Annotated in this window: 11 protein-coding genes; 6 read left to right on the top strand and 5 right to left on the bottom strand. The window is 63.6% G+C overall.

Translation table 11 applies throughout. The annotated features are described in order from the left end of the window. The first annotated feature begins 4 nt into the window (after window positions 1-4). Together A0U93_RS06580 and A0U93_RS06585 are read left to right on the top strand one after the other, a co-directional pair. The gene (locus A0U93_RS06580; protein ID WP_077806634.1) at window positions 5-1,288 is read left to right on the top strand and encodes an NAD(P)/FAD-dependent oxidoreductase; all 1,284 of its coding nucleotides are present in this window, start codon (window positions 5-7) and stop codon (window positions 1,286-1,288) included. Between the two features lie 23 nt (window positions 1,289-1,311). Beyond that, on the top strand, window positions 1,312-3,027 hold the full coding sequence (locus tag A0U93_RS06585) for a glycoside hydrolase family 32 protein (RefSeq protein ID WP_077806635.1): 1,716 nt from the start codon (window positions 1,312-1,314) through the stop codon (window positions 3,025-3,027). 12 nt (window positions 3,028-3,039) lie between these two features. Here the strand turns inward: A0U93_RS06585 and A0U93_RS06590 are convergent, their stop codons facing one another. Next, entirely contained in the window at window positions 3,040-3,798 is a 759-nt protein-coding gene (locus A0U93_RS06590; protein ID WP_077806636.1) for an SDR family oxidoreductase, read from the bottom strand. A gap of 115 nt (window positions 3,799-3,913) precedes the next feature. On the opposite strand from A0U93_RS06590, the gene A0U93_RS06595 reads away from it, so the two are divergent. Beyond that, window positions 3,914-4,351 (top strand): winged helix-turn-helix transcriptional regulator, encoded by a 438-nt coding sequence (locus A0U93_RS06595; RefSeq protein ID WP_077806637.1) that lies wholly within the window; start codon window positions 3,914-3,916, stop codon window positions 4,349-4,351. A 53-nt stretch (window positions 4,352-4,404) separates the two neighbouring features. Here the strand turns inward: A0U93_RS06595 and A0U93_RS06600 are convergent, their stop codons facing one another. Further along, complete coding sequence (locus A0U93_RS06600; RefSeq protein WP_077806638.1) at window positions 4,405-4,611, bottom strand: entericidin; 207 nt, start codon at window positions 4,609-4,611, stop codon at window positions 4,405-4,407. A 204-nt stretch (window positions 4,612-4,815) separates the two neighbouring features. On the opposite strand from A0U93_RS06600, the gene A0U93_RS06605 reads away from it, so the two are divergent. Beyond that, window positions 4,816-6,309, top strand: a complete 1,494-nt coding sequence (locus A0U93_RS06605; RefSeq protein ID WP_169852709.1) for a serine hydrolase — start codon at window positions 4,816-4,818, stop codon at window positions 6,307-6,309. A 43-nt stretch (window positions 6,310-6,352) separates the two neighbouring features. Further along, a complete protein-coding gene (locus A0U93_RS06610; protein ID WP_077806640.1) occupies window positions 6,353-7,249 on the top strand; it encodes a hypothetical protein in 897 nt (298 codons plus the stop codon). 36 nt (window positions 7,250-7,285) lie between these two features. On the opposite strand, the gene A0U93_RS06615 is transcribed toward A0U93_RS06610, so the two are convergent. Both A0U93_RS06615 and A0U93_RS06620 read right to left on the bottom strand, forming a co-directional pair. Further along, a complete protein-coding gene (locus A0U93_RS06615; protein ID WP_077808386.1) occupies window positions 7,286-9,562 on the bottom strand; it encodes a GH92 family glycosyl hydrolase in 2,277 nt (758 codons plus the stop codon). Window positions 9,563-9,606: 44 nt separating this feature from the next. Next, window positions 9,607-12,930, bottom strand: a complete 3,324-nt coding sequence (locus A0U93_RS06620; protein ID WP_245825136.1) for a GH92 family glycosyl hydrolase — start codon at window positions 12,928-12,930, stop codon at window positions 9,607-9,609. Between the two features lie 182 nt (window positions 12,931-13,112). Between A0U93_RS06620 and A0U93_RS06625 the strand changes: the two genes are divergently transcribed. Continuing rightward, window positions 13,113-14,786: a M28 family metallopeptidase gene (locus A0U93_RS06625; RefSeq protein ID WP_077806642.1), complete on the top strand. Its 1,674-nt coding sequence runs from the start codon at window positions 13,113-13,115 to the stop codon at window positions 14,784-14,786. A 23-nt stretch (window positions 14,787-14,809) separates the two neighbouring features. Here A0U93_RS06625 and A0U93_RS06630 read toward each other — a convergent pair whose 3' ends face one another. Then, window positions 14,810-15,829, bottom strand: a complete 1,020-nt coding sequence (locus tag A0U93_RS06630; protein ID WP_077806643.1) for an MYG1 family protein — start codon at window positions 15,827-15,829, stop codon at window positions 14,810-14,812. Between the last annotated feature and the right edge of the window lie 19 nt (window positions 15,830-15,848).

Below are 15,848 nucleotides of genomic sequence, written 5' to 3' on the forward strand. Positions count from 1 at the left end.
ATACGTGTCGCAGAAGTACCGTATCGTGATCGTGGGCGGCGGCGTCGCCGGCCTTGCACTGGCCTCGCGCCTCGGCGACCGGATGGGCAAATCCGGGCAGGCCGAAATCACGCTCGTCGACAAAAGCTTCGCGCACGTCTGGAAACCGATGCTGCATTGCTTCGCGGCAGGCACGGCGCAGAACGAAAACGACCGCATCAGCTTCATGTCGCAGGCCAGCCGCCATCACTTCGAATTCTGGCCCGGCGAGATCACCGCGCTCGACCGCGGCAGCAAGACCCTCACCCTCGCGCCGGTCCTGGCGACGGACGGCAGCGAAGTGCTCGGCGAGCGCACCGTGCATTACGATGCCGTCGTGCTCTCGATCGGCAGCCGTGCGAACGACTTCCGCACGCCGGGTGTTGCCGAGCACTGCCTGTTCATCGACAACCTCGTGGAGGCCAACGGCTTCAACGAGAAGTTCCGCATGGCGCTGCTGCGCGCCTATGCCGATAACGAGGAACTCAACATCTCCATCGTGGGCGGCGGCGCGACCGGCACCCAGCTGGCGGCCGAACTGCACAAGGCGCTGGACCTCGTCTCGCTCTATTCCTTCGGCCAGAAACCGCCGAAGCTGAAGGTGACGCTGCTCGAGGCCGGTCCACGCATTCTCCCCGCCTTCCCCGAAAGCGTGTCGGAAGCCGCGACCAAGCAACTCGAGGCGCTGGACGTCACGGTTCAGGTGAACGCCATGGTCAGCGGCGCGGACGAACACGGCTTCATACTCAAGGACGGCTCCCGCGTGGAAGCCAGCCTGCGCGTCTGGGCGGCTGGCGTGAAGGCACCCGACGTCACCACCCGTTTCGGCGGCCTGACGCTGACGCGCTCCGGGCAGATCGAGGTCCGGCCGACATTACAGACCGTCGAGGACGATGCCATCTTCGCCATGGGCGACTGCGCCTTCATTTCGGAAGCCCCGGTCGCGCCGACGGCCCAGGCCGCCCGCCAGCAGGCACATCATCTGGCGAGACAGATTCCCGGCTGGATCACCGCCAGTCGTCCGCTTCAGCCTTTCGCATTCCACAACAAGGGCGCGATCGTGGCACTCGGCAGCTATAACGGCTGGGGCACCTTCTCCGGCGGCACCGTCTTCGGCGGCGGCTGGCTGCGCGGCCTGTCGGCGCGGCTGGGGCATCTCGCGCTCTATCGCCAGCATCAGTTCGAGATTTACGGGCCGTGGCGCGGCTTCGTGTCCTGCGTGGTCGACTGGCTCGACAACTTCGTACGCCCCTCCGTTCGGCTCGACTAGCCACTTTGTGGTATCGTCCGCACATGACGGACGTTACCACGCCAAGCCTCAGCCGCCGCTTCGCACTCTCCTCCATCGTCGCCCTCGGCGCCGCCGGTCTGGGCGCCGGCGCGCGGGCGGCGGACACCAAACCTTCCACGCCCGAAAAGCCGACGCCCCCACAGGCACCGGACGCGACACACAAGGCCGAGCCGAACGCCTCGCATCCCTCGCCCGCCGATCAGCCGGGCGGCACGTCGCACCCTGTCGTCAAGACGGAAAGCGATATCTTCTATCGTCCCACGATCCATTTCACGCCAACCATCGGCTTCATGAACGACCCCAACGGGCTGGTCTTCGACGGCACGAACTTCCACCTCTACTACCAGTATGACCCCTTCGCGCCTTATGCCGGCCACGTGCACTGGGGCCATGCCACCAGCAACGACCTGCTGCACTGGCAGGACCAGCCGATCGCCATTCCGGAAACCAAGGATGGCGAAGCCTTCACCGGATGCGCGGTCATCGACAGGACCAACGCCTCCGGTCTGTTCGAGAATGCACAGGGCGGCATGGCGGCGCTCTACACCCGCGCCAGCTCGCACAGACAGGCGCAGTATCTCGCCATCAGCCACGATAACGGACAAACCTTTACGGAACACGCGCACAACCCGGTGCTCGATATCGGCAGCAATTCGTTCCGCGACCCGCAGGTCATTTTCCATGAACCCACGAAACAATGGGTCATGGTCGTCGCCAAATCACGCCTGCATCAGATCGCGTTCTATGCCTCGATCGATCTGGCGCACTGGGTCCATCTCAGCGATTTCGGTCCCTCCGGCCTGTTCGGCGTCGACTACGAATGTCCGAACCTGATCGAGGTTCCACTGGAAGGCGGCGGCAGGCGCTGGGTGCTGTTCGTCTCCGTCAATCCGGGCGGACCGACCGGGGGCAGCATCACGCAGTATTTCGTCGGCGAATTCGACGGCACCCGCTTCATTCCGGACGATACGGTCATCGGCCTGACCGACTTCGCCAAGGATGCCTATGCGATGCAGGTCTACAGCAACATGCCGCAGGACGAAGCCGTATCGATCGCGTGGCTCGGCAACTGGCAATACTGTCAGGAACTCCCGACGCAGAGCTGGCGCGGCGCCATGACCTTGCCTCGCACCATGACGTTGAAACGCGATTTCGCCGGCTGGATCAGGCTGGCGCAGACCCCGCGCCATATCGAAACGCTGCGCGGCACGGCCATTCCCTTCGCCACCCGACGCATCGCCGCCGGATCGAGCGCGCAGGTCGCACTGCCGCCCGGCACGGCGATCGAACTCGCCATGAGCGTCACGGTGGACGAACGCCCGCACGACCTGCCGCTCGGCGACAAGGGGCGCACCGGTCGCTTCATCATCGTTTTCGGCAATGAGCAGGGAGAGACGCTGACGATCGGCTTCGATGCATTCTCCGGCCAACTCTGGCTGGATCGCAACGATCTCAAGGGCTTTGCCCAGCCGTTCTTCACCGGGCAGTTCTCGACCGTCCTGAATCCGGACGACCGGCATTTCGACATTCGCGTCATCCTGGATGCATCCACCCTGGAAATCTTCGCCAATGGCGGTCTGAGCGTCGGCACGGCACTGATTTTTCCTGCCGGGCCGCTCGATTTCCTCCGCCTCGAAGCAAGCGGCGCGGCCGCGACCGTCGAAAGCCTGTCGCTCTACCCGTTGAAGAAAACCATGCCGCGCGACACCGCCATCTGACGACTGCCCGCCCTAACGCTGGCTGCGGGCAAGCGCGTTCAACGCCGCAAGCGTCTGATCGAACTGCCCGTTCGCTTCGGCGAAGCGCAGCGGCCGGACGCGCTCGACAAGGATTTCCGCCGGCGTCGGCGTCTGCCCGAGCAGGGTCATCACCTCGTCGATATAGTCCTTCAGCGGCATATAGCCTGAGCGGCTTGCCTGTCCCGGCGTCAGGTCGGTCTGCACGCCGGGCGGCACGAGTTCGATGACCTCGACCTTGCCACGCAGGGCCTCCCGCTGCGCGACGGAATAGAAATGCATCGCCGCCTTCGTGGCGGAATAGGTCGGCGTATCGATCAGCGGCACGAAGGCCAGCCCGGACGTCACGTTGACGATCGCGGCATCGGGCTGTCTGGCCAGATGGTCGGTCAGCGCATTGGACAGGCGGATCGGACCGAGCAGATTGGTCGTGATCGTCGCTTCCGCATCGGCAAGGTCGCGGTGCGTATCCAGCACTTCGAACCGCATCAAACCGGCGTTATTAATCAGCACATTCAGTGCGGGAAAGCCTGCCGTCACGCGGGCCGCGAAGGATGCGATTTCCGCCGCGCTGTCGATGTCGAGCGTGACGGCGTGCATGTTCGCCCGGCCCTCACAGGCCTGTTTCAGCGCCTCCGCCCGACGCCCTGCGACAATCACCGTATTCCCCGCGTCGTGCAGGCGATGCGCCAGAGCCTCGCCGATGCCGGACCCGCCGCCTGTCATCAGAATCGTATTGCCGGATATTTTCATGCTCTTTCCTCCAACAGAAAAACATTGCGAGGCCGAAGGTGGACTGCATGCTTTCCAATAGAAAGAAGGCACCAAAAAGAATTATACTCACCTGAAAGAGAGTGAGATCGGCAACATGAAGTCCTACGATGAGCACGCCACCGCTCAAACACGGGAAATCGCGGAATCAACCCCGCCGGACACAGTCAATCCAAAGGTAGAAGCCCTGGTCACGGACCTGATCGGCCGCGTGGCCGACAAATGGACCATGCTGGTGCTTGAGACACTCGATGCGCACCGCACATTGCGGTTCACGGCGTTGAGTCGCCTCATCCCCGGCATCAGCCAGAAAATGCTGACGCAAACACTGCGCCGCATGGAGCGTGACGGCATGCTGTCAAGAACAGTCCACCCCGTCATTCCGCCGCATGTCGATTATTCCCTGACGGAACTGGGCGGGAGTCTGGGCGCGGCATTCTGTGGAGTCTGGATCTGGGCCGAGGAGAACCTGAGCAGGATCGAGACGGCCCGCGCGGATTTCGACCGGCGCACCGACATAGGCAAGGGCAGTTAGCCGGATTTTGGCGCACACGGGCCGGACGTCAGAACGTCCGGCCCGCGACCGGATCAGCGCGACGCGGCGCCGGTCGTGTTGGCGATGCCTTGCTGGACATTGGTCGCCGCCTGCGAGGTGTCATGTCCTACCGAACTCACGTCCTCGCCGGCACCGCGCGTCGCATTACAGGCCGCCAGAGACAGGCAGGCCGCCGTCATCAGGGCTGCCGACAGGGCCGCGCGCTTTTTCGTCGGACGGTTCACTTCATTGGTGGTCATACCATCGTTCCTTTCGGTTGCTTCGGCGGTATTAACCGCCTGAGAGCCGGGATGGTTGCACGTGCGGGAAGTCCGTCCGCGTCCCGGCGCCGGTTTCCGTTCGCTTCCGTTATGTTCTAGGGTGGCACGGATATCATGAGCCGGAGCCGATCATTGCCCTTTCCGTTGCGCTGTCTTGCGATGGCCTTATTCGTCGCATCCTGCATGTCCATCGCATACGCCGCACCACCGGATATCGGGCAGATCGACCGTCTGGCCGCACGCGTTCAAAAAGAGTTCAACGTCCCCGGCATCGGGATCGGCATCGTGCAGGACGGGCATGTCGTGCTGGCCAGGGGCTATGGCGTGCAGGACGGTCCCGGCAGCCCGCCGGTCGATGCGCGCACGCTGTTCGGCATCGGCTCCAACACGAAAGCCTTTACCGCCGCGGGACTGGGCGTTCTGGTCGATGACGGCAAACTTCACTGGAACGACCGGATGGAGGATGTCCTGCCCGGCTTCCAGCTGGCCGATCCGTGGCTGACGCGGGAATTTCGCGTCAGCGATCTCCTGACCCATCATAGCGGCATGGGCCTGGGCGCGGGAGACCTGCTGCTGTTCTCCCGCAGCAACTTCGCGCGCGCGGAGCTGCTGCCACGCCTGCGCGACATGCCGTTCACCGGGCGCTTCCGGCAGGACTACGCCTACAATAACCTGCTCTACAGCATCGCGGGCGTGACCATCGAACATGTCAGCCACGACAGCTGGGAGCACTTCATCCAGTCGCGGATCATCGATGCCGCCGGGATGCCGCGCTGCACCACACAATCCCCGACCCGGCCGGAACCGGGCTTCGTCACCGGGCATAGCGTCGAGGACGGCGTTCTGCGCGCCACGAAGATCGACCCCCTGATCGCCGCGGCACCCGCCGGCGGCATCGTGTGCAGCATCGACGGCATGAATGTCTGGATGCGCCTGCTGCTGGCCGGCGGCGTGGCACCGAACGGGCAGCGCATCCTTTCCGAAAAAACGCGGGACGACCTCTGGACGCCCCATGCCCTGCTTGATGTGCCGGACAACGCCGTCATGACGGGGACGCATTTCCGCGCTTACGGCTACGGCTGGTTCCTGGAGGATTTTCATGGCGCGAAGCGCGTCTGGCATACCGGCACCGTCTCCGGCATGGTCAGCCTGACATCCATGCTGCCGGAGGCCCATGCCGGCGTGGTGGTCCTCACCAACCAGGAAGATCATGCGGCAACGCAGAGCCTCGCCCTGTCCATCAGCGAGATGCTTCTGGGCGACAAACCCAACGATTGGGTCAAATATTATCGGGACCGGGAAAACCGGGATCAGGCCCGCCCGAAACCGCAATTCCGGTTCGTCACGCTCGATCCTGCGGAACAGCATGCGTTTGTCGGCACCTATCGCGATGCGTGGCGCGGCGATCTCATCGTCGCACAGGATACGGGCGGCCTGCGCCTGACCTTCAGCCGGGCGGACGGACTGACGGGCCGCCTGCAACCGCTGCCGCATGACCTGTTCGTCGTACGCTGGGACAATCGCGCGATGGACGGTTCGGATGATTCATACGTGCAGTTCCATCGCGACACGAGCGGCAAGGTCACGGACATGACACTGCGCGTGGTGGATCACGATTTCAGCTTCGACGTGCAGGACATGCACCCAATCCGGGTGGAAGCCCCCGACAGGAAATGACACGGCACTTTTCGCCTGCGAATATTTACCACAGGGCGTTTTCATGAAGAATCTCCTTCACAAACCGCTTCGTTTCGCCTTCGGACTGTTCTCCCGCGGTCGCGCCGTTTTCTGGCCCGTTCAGACCACGGATCGCATTGCCATCATTGCCACTGTCATATCCATTGCAGCGGCAGGCGCGACGGTCTGGTCCGCCTTCTTTGCGAAGGATCAGGCTTCCTCGGCGCGTATCAGCGCCAAGGCGGCGGCCGACAGCGTGCCCTACGCCCGCGCCTCCGCCGACGCTGCCGTCGAGACGCTTCGACGCTCGGACGAAAATTTGCAGATTTTTCTGGACCTGGACCGCACGCATCCTGCCACCATCGCATATGTGCCGGGCGCCGGGTTCTCGGTGAGCGTTTTTTCCGATGCCGTCATCGTCAATACAGGCGGCACGCCTGCCGTTATCACGGATCGTCTGGTGACGACCTATGCGGGTGCGGCCCAGTACAGCAGTCGGGTCGATATCTTCGATGGCGCGACCGGTCAGCTCTGGCCGAAATTCGCCGTCATCCGCCCCGGCGAACCGGTCCATCTGCGTCTTCGTGGGTGGATACATGCCGATGCGCCGCAATTCGGGAAGCTGATTAATTTCGTCTCAACTCTCTTTCCGGGCGGCGAGACGGCGCCGGGTCAGCAGGATCGGCAATTCGCGTCCCTTGAAGCCCTTCGGGATGAGATCTCCCGGCATGCACCACCGGACGTATCGGAAGCCCTCGACCGGCTTCTCTATGGCCCGGGAATCAACTCCCATTCGCTACCGTCCAGTCCATGGTCGGAAAAAGGCCAGACAGGCTTCAGCCGCATGACGCTTGTCCTGCGCACGGCAGCGTCACGCACCTACAAAAGCACGCCAAGCCTGTTCGCCCTCGGCCCGGACCCGTCAGGCTATATTCCCTGACGTGCGGGAAGGCTCTCCGTCGGGCCATCGCGCCCTTTACTTCGTCTGCGGTGTCGCCTGCATGACGAAATGCAATTCGCCACCCGCCAGAACATCCTTCTGTTGCAGGAAGAACCTCGGCAATGGATGACCGTTGAGCGTAACCGCACCGACATAGGGATGCGCGTCATCCAGATTATCGGCGGTTATCGTGAACGCATGCCCGTTGCCGAGATGCACGACAGCCTTCGAAACGAAGGGACGCCCGACGGCATATTCCCCGCTCGCCGGCGCCACGGGATAAAAACCAAGGGCCGTGAAAATATACCAGGCCGACATCTGACCGAGATCGTCATTTCCCGCCAGCCCATCCGGCCGCAGGGCATATTGCGTCTGCATGATCTGCGTCAGCCGCTGCTGCGTCTTCCATGGCTGACCGGCATAGTCATACAGATAGACAACGTGATGATCCGGCTCGTTGCCATGGGCATACCAACCGATCAGACCGCTGATGTCCTCGACATTCCTGAAGATCGCCGGATCGACCCTGGCATCGAAAAGCGCGTCGATCTTCGCGGTGAACTTCTCCCGACCGCCCATGGCCGTAATCAGGCCGGGAACATCCTGCGGCACATACCATGAATATTGCCAGGCATTGCCTTCCGTATAATCGCTGCCATAGGCCGCCGCGGCGGGATTGAACGGTGTGTGAAACTGGCCGTCCGTGGTGCGCGCCCGCATGAAACCGGTTTTCGAATCCCAGACATGGCGCCAGTTACGGGAGCGCCGCTCGAATTCATCGGCGATGGCCGTCTTGCCCATCGCGCGCGCCATCCGGGCCAGCGCCCAGTCGTCATAGGCGTATTCCAGCGTTTTCGAAGCCCCTTCCGCCTCCTTGTCGATCGGCACGTAACCGATCTTCATGTAATCGGCCAGATCGCCATAGGGACCGTAGGTCGCGCTGCGCACCATCGCCTTCAGCGCGGCATCGGCATCGAAGCCACGCACGCCCGCGAGATAGGCATCCGCGATAATCGGCACGGCGTGATAACCGATCATGCACCACGTCTCGAGCCCCTGATACGCCCATACGGGCAGCAGGCCGAACGGGCTGTCCTGCGCCGAGACCACCAGAGACCGCACGAATTGCGCACTGAGATCGGGACGCAGGATCGCCAGCAGGGGCTGCTGCGCGCGATAGACATCCCATGTCGACCATGTCGAATAGAAATCGAAGCCGTTCGCCTTGTGAACCTCGTAATCGGGGCCACGATAGTCGCCACTGGCATCCGTACTCAGCGTCGGCGCCAGCATGACATGGTACAGTGCCGTGTAGAACTGCGTGCGCTGGTCGGGTGTTCCCTGAACATCGATGACGGAAAGCGCATGCTCCCACGCCGCCTGCGCTTGCGCATGTCGCGCATCGAAATCCCACCCCGCGCCCTCGCGCGTCAGGTTGTCGATCGCATTCGCCTCGCTCACCGGGGAAATCGCCGTCTTGACCAGAAGCGGCGCTTTCAAGGCACCGAAATCGAACACCGCTTCGAGCGCACGACCGTTCTGCGCATCGTGATCGACAGGCTGATAGCCCGGTCCCTTGAAGCCCCTGTAAGGAACGTTCGTCTCCCGATTATACAGCGTGCGCGCCGTCATCGGCTGCGAGAAGCGCATGGCGAAACACAACACGCGCCCCGGCGCCCATCCCCGGGTCATGCGACAGCCGGACACCGTCCCGTCCGCGCCGACATGCAGCCGCGCCCAACTGACCTTGCCGGGATAATCGTAGATGCTCGGCCGCAGATCGAGCAGCACATGCGCCGGCTTTCCCTGCGGAAAGACATAACGATGCCACCCCACGCGCTTTCCAGCCGTCAGTTCCGCCCGGACACCATAATCGTCGAGCGTCACCGCATAATAGCCGGGCTTCTCCACTTCGGTCGCATGCCGGAAACGCGAACGATAACCACTGCCCGGCACAGCGGCGTCGCCCGGCTCCAGCCGCACGTCGCCCGCGATCGGCATCACCAGCACGTCACCCAGGTCGGAATGGCCGGCGCCGGTGAAGTGGGTGTGCGAAAATCCCATGATGGTGGGGTCGCCATACTGATAGCCGGCAGCCCAGGCATACGAATGTCTGAAATCCGTCATCGCCGTATCGGGTGAGAGTTGCACCATGCCGAATGGCACACTCGCGCCCGGATAGGTGTGGCCCGCCCCGCCGGTGCCGATCCGCGGATCGACGGCACCGATCGCGCGCTCATCCGCTTGCGCCGACCCCCCTGAAAGAACCGTCGAACCTGCAAGGATAAAGGCACACAGCGCGTAATATCTCATACGAAAGAACCCGGACTGAAAGAGAAATTCGACACCGGACACCGTTACGGACGATGCCCGAGCCACTCGAATTCGCCGATCTCCACGGCACGGGGATCGCGCGGTGTCCAGCGGTAGAAGCGATGGAGGTGCTGCTCATGGAGCAGAAACGGGCGAAGCTGATGGTTCCACGTGAAACGTTGTCCCGCCCGACGATCGATGACCGTCCAGTGCACGCCATCATCCGAAGCAAGCACATCCCATGCGGATGGCGCCCGCGACGGCGCATCGCTGGACGTCACGGTATAGGCCAGCACTGCCGACGGCGCCGGGAGCGTCAGGCCCAGGCCGCCCGGCGTCAATGTCGCTGCCGTCATCGAGTCATTGTCGAACGCCGTCGCCGGACCCTCGACATGCGCGCCCGCCATGTCCATGAGATCCCCCGCAGGATCGGGCCGCGCATTCCCGGCGGTAAGGGACGGCAGGGCCGCAGCCTCATCGGCACCCCATCGGGACGGGTGCGGCCCCATCACGAAATGCAGCTCTCCACCCCTGGCGATTTCGGCCTGCGAAAGCCACCAATGCGCGATGGGCCGACCATTGAGCGTTACCGACTGGATATAGCGGTTGTCGTCGCTCACGCCCGGCGCGCGTATCGTCAGTATCCTGTCCCGGCCAACAGACAGACGCATCGTCTCGAAGCGCGGCGCGCCGATGGCGTAGGTCGGCGTCCCCATGCGCAGCGGATAAAAACCCGCCGCGCTGAAAATCCACCAGGCCGACATTTCGCCATTGTCCTCATCGCCCGGATAACCCTGGCCGATCGTCGAGCCACGATACAGGCGGTTCATGGCATCGCGGATCTTGTCCTGCGTTTTCCACGGCTGACCGGCATCGTCATACATGTAGAGAATATGATGCGACGGCTGATTGCTATGGCTGTATTGCCCCATGCGAATATCGTGCATCTCGCGCATCTCGTGAATCACGCCGCCATAAGCCCCGACATGATAGTCACCCGGTGTCGTGAAATACGCATCCAGCTTGCGGGCCAGCCCATCGCGCCCGCCATAGAGGTTGGCAAGCCCCCTGCCGTCCTGCACGGGGTCGAAGGCCATCGTCCAGGCATTCGTTTCGGTATAGTCACCACCCCAGGCGAGCGGATCGAACAGGCCCTTCGCCACACGCCACGAACCGTCCGGCCTGCGACCGACGAAAAAGCCGACATCCCGGTCGAAGAGATGAACATAGTCCAGCGCCCGATTGCGCAGATACCAGGCTTCGGCCAGAAAATTCGTGCGCGCCGCGGAACCGGAAGGGGCGTTCGCCGCGAGATCGGCCGCCATTTCTCCCAGCGCGAAATCGTTCAGCGTCGCGGCATTGGACCAGGAAAGCGCCTCGTCCGTATCGGTATCCGTGAAACCGCGATAGGCGGAGCGGGCCAGCCCCTTGCGCCCGACGCCCGGATCGTCCGGCACGACCGTCGCGTCCTTCAGTGCCGCCCGATAAAAATCGGAAACGTCGAAATTCCGCACGCCCTTGCGCCAGGCATCCGCGAAGGCGACATCGGCGCTCGTGCCGGTCATCAGGTCCGCATAGCCGGGCGACGACCAGCGGGCGATCCAGCCCCCTTCCCGATATTGCTGCACGAACCCGTCGATCAGCGATCCGGCCTCATCCGGCGTCAGCAGCGCATAGGCCGGCCATGCCGCACGATATGTGTCCCAGAACCCGTTATTGACGTAGAGCGCCCCCGGTTCGATCCGTGCGCCGGTATGCGTTTCGCCATCCGGACCGACATGCGGCACGAACGGACTGGCATGCACCAGACGTGGCGCTTCAGGCGTACCGACATTTTCATGCGCCGCATTGGGATAGAGATAAAGACGATAAAGATTGCCATAGAGCGTGCGTTGCTCGTCGGCCCCGGCACCTGGAATCGAAACGCGCGACAAACGCGCGTTCCACGCATCCCTGGCGGCATTCGCAACGGCCTCGAAGGTCGCGTGGGGCGGCACTTCCATTTCGAGATTGCGCCGGGCCTGATCGAGGCTGATGAGCGATGTCGCAATCCGAACCTCGACTGGCCTGCCACCGCGCGTATCGAAAGACGCCCAGGCCTGCACGTCGTCACGCTTCTGGCCGGTCAGACGTCCTTGCGCCCTGGCGGGCCGGTCGAACACCAGATGGATGAACATCCGCGTCGCACCGGTTGAAAGACCGCTTGCGACATCCGTATATCCGTCCGCGCCTTGCCCATCCGGTGCGATGACGAAATGGCCGTGGTCATTGATATTATCGAAGGCCAGTTGACCCTCGTCGCCCGGATAACGGAAGCGCATGATCGCGGCATGGTCGGTCGGCGCGATTTCCGCCGTGATCCCGTTTTTCAGCGACACGGCATAACGATAGGGACGTGCCGTTTCGTGCTCGTGATCGAAAGCCGCCGCCCGTGCGGTCCGATCCGCCGAAGGCGGCGGGCCGCCCGGGACCGGCATGATCTGGAATGTCTGGCGATCCCCCATCCACGGGCTCGGTTCGTGGCTCAGCGAAAGCGCCTCAAGGCGCGGCAGGTTATCCGGGCCGTTGCGCTCCTGATACTGGTAAAGCCAGTTGGAATCGCCGCGCGTGACCGGTGTCCAGAAATTGAAGCCATGCGGCACCGCGACGGCCGGAAAATTATTGCCCCGCGAATACCGGCCATTGGCGTTCGTTCCCCGCCGCGTGTCGACCCGGTCGACCGGCGTTCGGGACACGCCGTCATCGTCGTTTCCAAGGGCGATATCATCGAGATAGAAATGATACGCCCCCGTTCCGGGTGCGCCCGAATGAACCTCGATGGCGGCAATCGTCCTGCCTGCCGCTACGGCGCCCAGCGGCACATCGACACGATTCCACTGGTTGGGATAGAGCGCACGTCCATGGCCCTGCCCGTCCGCCGTCAGCGACGCACCGGAGAGGTCGCGCGCGCCAAGGGCGGAGGCCCGGGTGCCGTCGGAAAAGACGACATCGAGCGCAGTGAACGTCGCCGGATCGGTCAGGGAACGCGGATCGGCGACCGGAAAGACCATGTAACTGAAAACACTGCCGGCCTGGACCGTAACGTTTCGCCCGTCCATTGGTCGCGCAATAACGGCCGAGATGGCTTTACCCGCCACATCGAACCGAAGAACGCCTGGACTGGTGAAGCCGCTATCCGGCCGCGCCGTCAGCACCTCGTCTTTCTGCGGACCGGCCACGACCGATGCGTGCCAGCCGACGCCTGACAACGCGCGGAATACATTGAAAGACACGACAGGTGCCGGATTTGCCAGTGCTTGCCGGCATTGCCCTTCCACACTCGCAAGCAGGAAAGGCAACATGACGATCCGGGAAAGGCCGCGTCTCATGGACATCCTTGTTTCACAATCAAACCGGGCACCTCGTCACGCCATAAACAGGCCCTCCAAAAACCAAGCACCGCCCCACAATCCTTGCAACGTCCTTTTTTCCAAAAGGCACGGTCGGGTTCGCTGATATTCCTCCATGAATCCCGTTTTCATCATCTCGCGAAACTGATTACAGTGCCGATATGACATCCAGAACCGCAGCCCTCGCCGCTTTCACCACAGCCCTGACATTCCTCTCGCCCGTAGCGCATGCCGCAACCGGCGATTCAGGCCCCATCGATCCACACCGAATGTCCACCATCATGGAAACCCTCGCCTCGGACGGCTTTCATGGCCGTGCACCGGGCACGATCGGCGAAACCGTGACCGTCCCGTGGCTCATCGAACAATTCAAGGCACTGGGTCTGGAACCGGGTGGCGAAAACGGCGGCTGGACGCAGACCGTCCCCATGCTGCGCACCCAGCCACTGGAACCCGCACGCATCATCGCCACAACCGGCAAACAGACACTCCCCTTCACCTTGCAGAAGGATATTTCGCTCTCGACACGCCTGCCGCAGGCGCGCATCCGCATCGATCACGCGCCCATGGTCTTTGTCGGCTATGGCGTTCACGCGCCGGAACGCCAATGGGACGATTTCAAAGGCGTGGACCTGCACGGGAAGGTCGCGATCTTCCTCGTCAACGATCCGGATTTCGATGCGAAACCGGACGAGCCCGTCGCCGGACGTTTCAAGGGTCGCGCGATGACCTATTACGGCCGATGGACCTATAAATACGAGGAGGCCGCCCGGCAGGGCGCCATCGCCGCGCTGATCGTCCACGATACGCCCAGTGCGTCCTACCCCTGGAGCACGGTCGTCGCCCCCGGGGGTCAGGTCTATGACGTGGAAGGCCATGGCGGCGAAACACCCGTGCCATTGCAGGGCTGGATCGAAGGCAACGCCGCCGCCAGACTCTTCGCACAGGCCGGGCTCGACCTTGCCGCATTGCGCACGCAGGCGCGCTCACCGGATTTCCGTCCCGTCGCGCTGGCGCACACACAGTTCTCGGTCGATCTGCCCTTCAAGGTCGATCATCTGAAAAGCCAGAATGTGCTCGCAAAAATCACCGGCGCCGCTTACCCCGATGAAACTGTCATGTTCGGCGCACATTGGGACGCTTTTGGCGAGAGCCGGAACGCGCAGGGCCAGACTGTCATCCGCCGGGGCGCGATCGACGACGGCTCCGGCATCGCCGGTGTTCTGGAAATCGCGCGAGCCTTCAAGAACGGACCCAGGCCGCAACGCACCGTACGCTTCGCCGCCTGGACAGGGGAGGAGCGCGGCCTCCTCGGCTCAGCGTGGTACGTGACGCATCCGCTGGCACCGCTGGAGAAAACCGCCGCCAATCTGACGATGGACGTGCTGCAAATGGCTGGCCCTGCCCGCAACGCCTTCGTCATCGGCGCCGGACAGGACAGCCTGCAGGACGATTTCGCCGCAGCCGCGCGGACGCAGGGCCGCACGACCCAGCCGGAAGCCATGCCCGAACGCGGCGCGTTCTATCGGGCCGACCACCTGCCCTTCGCGCGTGCGGGTGTGCCCGTGCTGGCCGTCATGGACATGGCCGGCAAGTTCGACCTGCTGAACGGCGGCACCGAAGCGGGCGGCCAGTGGCTCACCGCCTACATGGCCTGCTATCACCAGCCCTGCGATGCCTGGCACGCGGACTGGGACGTGCGTGGCGCGGCACAGGACGTGGAAGCCGTGCGACTGGTCGGCCACAAGGCGGCGTTCTCGCGCGACTGGCCAAGCTGGAAGGCGGGCTCGGAATTCGCCGCCATCCGCGCGAAAAGCAACGCGGCGCGCCAATAAGGCACGCCGTCCGACCAGAGGAATCAGGCCCTGGACGCGGCGTCGATCTCCAGCGCGCGCCGCGCCATCGTCACCGCGCCTTCCTTGCTGCCCGCGCCGCAGATGAAGCGTGCGGGATGCGCGAACACCGCATCCGCCACGCCGGACACCTTGGCCAAAGCCGTGGTCTCCAGCCCGCCCCAGGCCTCCGGCAGCGACACGCGCTGCCCGAAATCGCCACGGACCGGCGGCACCGCCTTCACGTTCCATTGCTTCGGCCCGGCGGGCGAGACGACATAGACCACCGGCAGGTCGCGCTCGAAGATCACCTTCTCCGTCGGCATGCCGGTATCCATGATGAGGATGCGCTTGTCCTCGGCCTGCTCATACGCCGCCACCACGCGATCCGCCGCCTTCAGGCTGGCGCGCACGCGATCGACCATATGCGTCAGATGCGCCGCCACGATACCGGCCGCATTGGCGAAACCCTGCGCTTCACGCCGTTTCGCCTCCTGCACCCCATAGACCTCGGCCGTATCCCAGGCCGGCCCACAGGCCGAGACGATATCCGCGAGCGACAGCTTGCCCATCTTCGCCACGCCGTTGTCGTCCTGATCGACCGGCACCACCAGCGAGCCGTCGATCGCACGCCAGATCGCCTCGGCCGTCGCGTCGTCCACAGGCGTCGCCACCAGATGGCGCACCGCCGCCAGACCGTAATCCTTCCAGAGCAGACCCGCCGCGCTATAGGGCATGCCGTCGTCGCGCAGCGGCTTGTTCTTCATGTGATGATCGTAGCGGCCACGCGCCGGTTCATTCACCGCGCCGACGTCGAAGACGATATCCGCCGCGCCGATCCGGTCCGGCGCGCGCGAACGCTCGAAACGGAGCCGATCGTCGGCGCTTTCTCCCAACACACGTCCTTTCAGGTCGCCGTGCGGGGCCAGGGCGTAATGAAGGATCACATAGCCCAGCGTCTCATCCGCATGGAAATTGCCCGAATGGGTCAGCGCCGTGATCGGGCGCGTGTCGTTCTCAAGCCCGACGGGCGTGTATTCTGCCATATGAAACCTGCCGAAAGAT

Source organism: Neoasaia chiangmaiensis (genome assembly GCF_002005465.1).
In the GTDB taxonomy this organism is placed as follows: domain Bacteria; phylum Pseudomonadota; class Alphaproteobacteria; order Acetobacterales; family Acetobacteraceae; genus Neoasaia; species Neoasaia chiangmaiensis.